8 protein-coding genes are annotated in these 6,257 nt (G+C 71.8%); 2 read left to right on the forward strand and 6 right to left on the reverse strand.

Translation table 11 applies throughout. The annotated features are described in order from the left end of the window. The first annotated feature begins 92 nt into the window (after positions 1-92). Positions 93-407, forward strand: coding sequence for a hypothetical protein (locus ACWIF2_RS29260; RefSeq protein ID WP_454363765.1), 315 nt, complete (start codon positions 93-95; stop codon positions 405-407). Here ACWIF2_RS29260 and ACWIF2_RS29265 read toward each other — a convergent pair. Continuing rightward, entirely contained in the window at positions 395-1,468 is a 1,074-nt protein-coding gene (locus ACWIF2_RS29265) for an aldo/keto reductase (protein ID WP_454363766.1), read from the reverse strand. The genes ACWIF2_RS29260 and ACWIF2_RS29265 overlap by 13 nt on opposite strands. 96 nt (positions 1,469-1,564) lie before the next feature. On the opposite strand from ACWIF2_RS29265, the gene ACWIF2_RS29270 reads away from it, so the two are divergent. Beyond that, positions 1,565-2,176, forward strand: coding sequence for a TetR/AcrR family transcriptional regulator (locus tag ACWIF2_RS29270; RefSeq protein ID WP_454363767.1), 612 nt, complete (start codon positions 1,565-1,567; stop codon positions 2,174-2,176). Positions 2,177-2,196: 20 nt separating this feature from the next. Here ACWIF2_RS29270 and ACWIF2_RS29275 read toward each other — a convergent pair whose 3' ends face one another. From ACWIF2_RS29275 to ACWIF2_RS29295, 5 genes are all read right to left on the reverse strand, one after another. Beyond that, entirely contained in the window at positions 2,197-3,825 is a 1,629-nt protein-coding gene (locus tag ACWIF2_RS29275; RefSeq protein WP_454363768.1) for an alpha/beta fold hydrolase, read from the reverse strand. 40 nt (positions 3,826-3,865) lie between these two features. Continuing rightward, positions 3,866-4,450 carry a PspA-associated protein PspAB gene (pspAB, locus tag ACWIF2_RS29280; protein ID WP_454363769.1) on the reverse strand — a complete coding sequence of 195 codons (585 nt, stop codon included), beginning with the start codon at positions 4,448-4,450 and terminating at the stop codon, positions 3,866-3,868. Between the two features lie 7 nt (positions 4,451-4,457). Further along, positions 4,458-5,375: a zinc metalloprotease HtpX gene (htpX, locus tag ACWIF2_RS29285; protein WP_454363770.1), complete on the reverse strand. Its 918-nt coding sequence runs from the start codon at positions 5,373-5,375 to the stop codon at positions 4,458-4,460. A 97-nt stretch (positions 5,376-5,472) separates the two neighbouring features. Then, positions 5,473-5,844: a signal peptidase I gene (locus tag ACWIF2_RS29290; RefSeq protein ID WP_454363771.1), complete on the reverse strand. Its 372-nt coding sequence runs from the start codon at positions 5,842-5,844 to the stop codon at positions 5,473-5,475. Between the two features lie 49 nt (positions 5,845-5,893). Further along, the gene (locus ACWIF2_RS29295) at positions 5,894-6,181 is read right to left on the reverse strand and encodes an SCO2583/SCO2584 N-terminal domain-containing protein (protein ID WP_454363772.1); all 288 of its coding nucleotides are present in this window, start codon (positions 6,179-6,181) and stop codon (positions 5,894-5,896) included. Between the last annotated feature and the right edge of the window lie 76 nt (positions 6,182-6,257).

Genomic DNA, 6,257 nt, shown 5'->3' on the forward strand with positions numbered 1-6,257 from the left:
GTGCCGGACGGTAAACTGTAAGCAGTGTTCGAGGGTGGCGCCGGGGTCGCGGAGACTTCGGTGAGCCGCCCGACCGCGACAGGAGGATGCCTGTGCCCGCTGCCGCTCTGAAGTCGAAGCCGTTGCCCACCCAGTCCACCGCGAAGCGTCCCGTCCTGCTCGACCTGCCGTACGCACCCGTGGAGAAGCGTCCGCTGCCGCCGGGCCGGCCGCGCGAGTGGTACGTCACGCACAACCGTCGCCTCAAGGCGATGCGACTCGCCATCGCCCTGCTCGACTCCGGCGTCTACATGCCGAACCAGGCCCGCAACGAGACGATCCGCCGCGCGGCGGAGCAGATCGGTGTCCACCCACCGTCGGACACGACGTGCCACATGGTGCGGGCGTTCATGCGCTACGCGCGCTGAAGCCGGTCCACCGGTGTTCCCGGCGCGGGGAACACCGGTGGGTTCAGCCGGGCGAAGCCCTCCTGGCGTTCGTAGGGGAAGTAGGGGTAAGGCGCCGGGCGGTGGCTCGCCGCGTCGAGCTTCGCCACCTGCTCGGGGGTCAGGCTCCAGCCGACGGCGCCGAGGTTCTGGCGCAGTTGCCGCTCGTCGCGGGCGCCGATGATGACGGAGGACACCGTCGGCCGCCGGAGCAGCCAGTTGAGGGCGATCTGTGGCACGGCCCTGCCCGTCTCCTCCGCGATCTCGTCCAGTGCGTCGACCACGTCGTAGAGGTGCTCGTCGGAGACGGGCGGTCCGTGGTCGGCCGTGCGGTGCAGTCGGCTCTCGGGCGGCAGCGGTGCGCCTCGGCGGACCTTGCCGGTGAGGCGCCCCCAGCCGAGCGGGCTCCAGACGATCGCGCCGAGGCCCTGGTCGAGGGCGAGCGGCATGAGCTCCCACTCGTAGTCGCGGCCGACGAGGGAGTAGTACACCTGGTGGGCCATGTGGCGCGGGTGGCCGTGCCTCTCCGCGGCCGCGAGGGACTTCATCACCTGCCATCCGGAGAAGTTGGAGACGCCGGTGTAGCGCACCTTGCCCGCCTGGACGAGCGTGTCGAGCGCGGCCAGTACCTCGTCGACCGGCGTCCCGGCGTCGAAGGCGTGGAGCTGGAACAGGTCGATGTGGTCGGTGCCGAGTCTGCGCAGGGCGTCCTCGCAGGCGGTGATGAGACGGGAACGGGAGGTGCCCGCGTCGCCCGGTCCGTCGCCCGTCGGCAGACCGGTCTTGGTGGAGACGATCACCTGGTCCCGGCGGCCCTTGATCGCCTGCCCCAGCACCTCCTCGGAGGCGCCGGCGGAGTAGACGTCGGCGGTGTCGAACATCGTGATCCCGGCGTCCAGGCAGATGTCCACCAGGCGGCGCGCCTCCCGCGCGTCGGTCGTGCCCCACGCGCCGAACAGCGGGCCCTGCCCGCCGAAGGTGCCGGCTCCGAAGCTCAGCGCGGGAACCAGGAGTCCGGACGCGCCCAATCGCCTGTATTCCATCTCGGCCTCTTTCAGTTCCTGGCTAATGGGTCTGCGGTTCCGTTAACAGTCACTAAGGTAGCAGGGTGAACCGCTTAATGGAACGGGAGTGCCGTTATGGCTGACGAAGGCGAGCCGGGGACCGTACGGCCAGGAGGGCGCACGGCGCGGGTACGGGAAGCGGTGCTGCGGGCGGCCGAGGACGCCCTGACCGAGCAGGGCTTCACCGGCCTGGACCTGGCCGACATCGCCCGCCGCGCCGGAGTCGGCAAGACGACCGTCTACCGCCGCTGGGCGACGGTCACCGGGCTGGTGGCCGACCTCCTGCTGGAGATGGCCGAGCAGTCCGCGCCGCGCACCGAGACGGGCTCGCTGCTCGGCGACCTGACGGCCAACGCCCGGCTCGTGCAGCGCACCCTGACGGACCCCCGGCAGGGGCCGCTGTTCAAGGCGCTGATCGCCGCCGCCACCGGCGATCCCAGGACGGCCGCTGCGCTGCGGCGCTTCTACGACATCCGCGTCAGGGAATGGGCTCCCTGTGTGCGGCAGGCCGTCGACCGGGGCGAGGTGCCCGAGGGCACCGACACGCACGAAGTGATCCGCGCCGTCTCCGCCCCGCTCTACTACCATCTGCTGATCAGCGGCGCCCGGCTCGACGGCGCCACGGCCGACCGGGCCGCCGAGGCCGCCGCGACGGCGGCACGCGCGGGCGTCTACGTACGGGCCTGAGGCGTCGTCGAGGGACGGCCTCAGGCGTAGCGCTCCAGCAGCTCCGTCACATACGCCTCCAGCCGCCCGCCCAGCACCTCCGGTGTCAGGTCGGTCCGCCCCAGCTCCCGCCAGGGGACCGCCAGCTTCGCCGCGTCGGGGACATAGGCCAGAGCGTCGAGCAGCCGCCAGTACAGATGGTCCGGGCCGTCGGCCAGGGGCCGGCCGCCGTGTGCCTCGTAGCGCTCCCGGAATCCGAGGCCGTACTCCGGGCCGTGCAGCAGCGCGAGCGCCGTCGAGCAGTGGGCGACGTCCAGGTCGGCGGGACCCCAGGAGGTCTCCACCCAGTCGACGACACCGCCGATCCGCAGACCGGCCCCCGAGCCCGTGAACAGCACGTTCCCGGGATGGAAGTCCCGGTGCAGGAAACAGCCCTCGTACGGCGGGGGATCGCGGCGGATGACGTCCACGGCCCGCTCCCAGCCCGGGGGAACGGCCGCCGGCGACGTCCATGCCTGGTACGCGCGCGGACGCTCCTCGGGGACGACCCGGTGGATCGCGGCCAGTTGGGCCGCGAGCAGCTCCACGCGAAGGTCGAGGTCCTCCTCGTCGACCCGGACCCGCCCCGGCAGCACGGACATCAGCAGGGACGGATGGTCACAGTGCTCGGCGGTCGCGTCCACGCCGATCAGGCCGGGGGCCGGCACGCCCTGCTGCCCGGACAGCAGTGTCAGCACGTCCGCCTCGCGGGCCAGCAGCCCGGGGGCGTGCCGCCGGAAAAAGGGCTTCACGAAGGTCCGCAGGGCGAGGGAGGTGCCGTCGTCGAGGGTGAGCCGCCGCATCTGGGCGCTCCAGCCACCCTTCAGGAAAGACGACTTGTCGACCGTACGGCCTTCCGGGAGCTGCTTGGCCACCCACGCCCGGGTCGCCGTCCAGCCCTGCTCGCCGAGCCCGGTCAGCAGGGCGGTGACGAACGCCCGCCGGTCGTCGGGACGGTCGCGGAACCACAGGCCCAACCGGTGCTCCGCCTCGGGCAGTTCCCAGCGGGTGAACTGGGCGCGCCGGGCCAACGCGTCCGAGACGGCCTCCGTCACGGCGGGCGGGATGACCTCGTCCGTGCCCGGCACCGCGAGCACCGCCCGTCCCTCGTACGCCCCCAGTACGTCGAGCGCGGGTGACGTACGCCAACTGCCCGACCGGCGGATGATCTCGCTGAACCGCCCGTCGCCCTGCCCGAACGGCACGTCCCACGCCTCGGCCGCGTACACCGCGGGCGCGCACAGCCCCAGGGCCGCCACCCGGTCCCCGTAGTGCCGGGCGAGATCGGCCACCGTCTGACCGCTCATGCTGAACCCGACCAGGATCAGTGGCCCGTCCCCGCGCGCGTGCGCGTCGATCACGGACACGGCCTGCTCGAAACGGCGGCGCAGGCTCAGTTCCCGCAGTCGGCCGGTGCTCTGCCCATGGCCCGAGAAGTCGAAGGCGAGGACGTGGCAGCCGTGTGCGGCGAACTCCGACAGCAGCGGCAGCAGCCGCTCCTTGCTGCCGTTGCCCGCGCCGTGCAGGACCACGGCGGTGGCTCTCGCGGGCGCGCCGGCACCGCCGGACAGCCCGCTGAGTCGTTCACCTTCGATGGTGTGCGTGAAAGGGGTCGGTTCCAGCTCACTCATACGGTCATTCACTCATGCCGCGCGAGCCCGTGAGGGGCGGTCACAGCCCGGGCGCTCCCCACACCGGGAACCAGCGGCCGAGATCCTGCTCGATCCGCAGATCGCCGTCGAGCGCGGCCCGCACCTGGAGTTCCAGCGCGTTGTCGCGCCGTTGCGCCTCGTCGGGCAGGGGCGCGAACGGGTAGAAGGTGCCGCGCTTGTAGAGGTAGACCAGCACGAGCCGCCGGCCGGCCCGGTCCCGGAACCCGGCCAGGGAGCACAGCAGTTGCGGGCCAAATCCGTTGACCTCCATCTGGCTGTTCACGGCGTGCAGGTCGTTCACGAGCGCGTGCAGCTGGTCGGGGTCGCGGTGCGAGACCAGCCAGGAGTAGCCGTAGTCGTCCTGCCGCAGTTCCACCGGCGGGCCGTCGCGCTCGGTGTCGGCGTCCAGCAGGGCCTGCACCTCGCGGTGGCTCTGCTCGAAGGCCGCGCCCTCGACCGTGGCGAAGCACACCGCGCCCTGCCCGGTCGGGGTGAACCCCGCCGCGGCCTCCAGGGTCACGGCCGCCGAGGGCAGCGCGAAAAGCCGGTCGAGATCCGCCACGACCGGCTTGGTCCGGCCGAGCAGGATGTCCAGCAGCCCCATGCCCCGCTCACACCCCTCCGGGTGCCGCCGCCTCGCCCAGCTCGGCGGAGATCCGGCCCAGTTGGTCGAGCCGCTGCTCCAGGCTCGGGTGGGTCGAGAAGAGCCGCGCCACACCGGGGTCGCGGCCCAGCGCCGGGGTGAAGTAGAAGGCGTTGAAGGCCTGGGCCGTGCGCAGGTCCTTGGTCGGGATGCGGGCGATGTCGCCGGAGACCTTGGTGAGCGCGGAGGCGAGCGCCGAAGGCCGCCCGGTGAGCAGCGCGGCCGACCGGTCGGCGGCCAGTTCCCGGTACCGGGACAGGGCCCGGATCAGCAGGAAGCTCAGCGCGTACACGGCCGCCGACACACCCATCACCGCCGCGAAGATCACCGCGGTGTTCTGGTCCCTGCGCGCCCCGCCGAACAACTGCGAATAGAAGGCGAACCGCACGATCAGCCCCGCGATCACACCGAGGAACGAGGCGACCGTGATCACGGCGACGTCCTTGTGCGCCACATGCGACAGCTCGTGCGCGAGGACGCCCTCCAGCTCGGCCGGCTCCAGCCGCCGCAGCAGCCCGGTCGTCACACAGACCACGGCGTGGTCCTGGTTCCGCCCGGTCGCGAACGCGTTCGGCATGTCCATATCGGACACGGCTACCACCGGCTTGGGCATGTCCGCGATGGCACACAGCCGGTCCACGACCCCGTGCAGCTCGGGAAACTCCTCCCGCTCCACGACCCGCCCGCGCATGGCGTACAGCGCGATCCGGTCCGAGAACCAGTACTGAGCCCCGAGCAGTCCCGCCGCGACCACCACGACGAGCACCCAGGACTTCAGCAGCACGATCAGCGCCGCCACGAACCCCACGTACAACAACCCGAGCAGGAACAGCGTGATCCCCATACGGGTGGTCAACCGCCGGTCGCTCCGGAAGCGGCTGTGCATCTGCATCACCCCGCAGTCAGGCACTCGTCCCACTGCCAGTGTGCACCCGGCCCCGCCCATGAACGGGTCGTGATCGGCCCCAGGACAGGCAAAGGCGTCAGCCGCCCGCGCCCACCGCGTACCCGGCCACGGACGGCCACCGCACGGTCAGCACCACCGACTCCTCCTCCGCGACCCAGGAGTGATCGATCCCACGCCCCCACACGACGTAGTCCCCCTGCCGCTCCAGCAGCACCTTCCGGCCGGGAAGCTCCACCCGGAAACGCCCGCTGATCAGCACCAGCAGCGCGGTCCGCTCCTCACCCCGCACCCACTCCGCCCGCTCGTCACCCCGGGGATGGACACCCCACTTGATCTCGACGGCCTGACTGTGCCGGGGGTCCCCGACGTCCTTGAAGTGCCCGAGAATCCACCCTCGGTCCAGCGCGGCGTCCTGGCCCGCGTTGCCCACGTACACACTGTCGTCCACGCGCCGGGACGCTAGCAGCCGCCTGGCCGGCCCTCTCGGCGCACGTCCGCTACGGCGCCCGGAAGTTGATGTACCCCAGCAGCACGATCAGCGCCGCCACGCAGCCGAACACCACGGCCGTGGAGATCCACGATGAGCGGGAGCCGGAGCCGGAGCGTGAGCGGCGGCCGCGTGAGCGGTGATCGGGGTCGGGGCGGAAGGGGACGGGGCCGGGTGGGTTGTGCTTCCAGCGCGCGGCGAGCATGCGGGCCCGGGCCGAGGGCTCCTTGTGCTCGGCGTCGTCCGCCCATCTGAGGTCGAACTCACGCTCCTGGCCGTCCTGTTCGTGTTCGGACATTCCCACTCCACCCCCGTGTGGTCCTGTGAGAAGAATAGAACATACGGCCGTGCCCCCGCTGTCCGTACGCACAGCG

It is taken from the genome of Streptomyces sp. NPDC055506 (assembly GCF_053643595.1).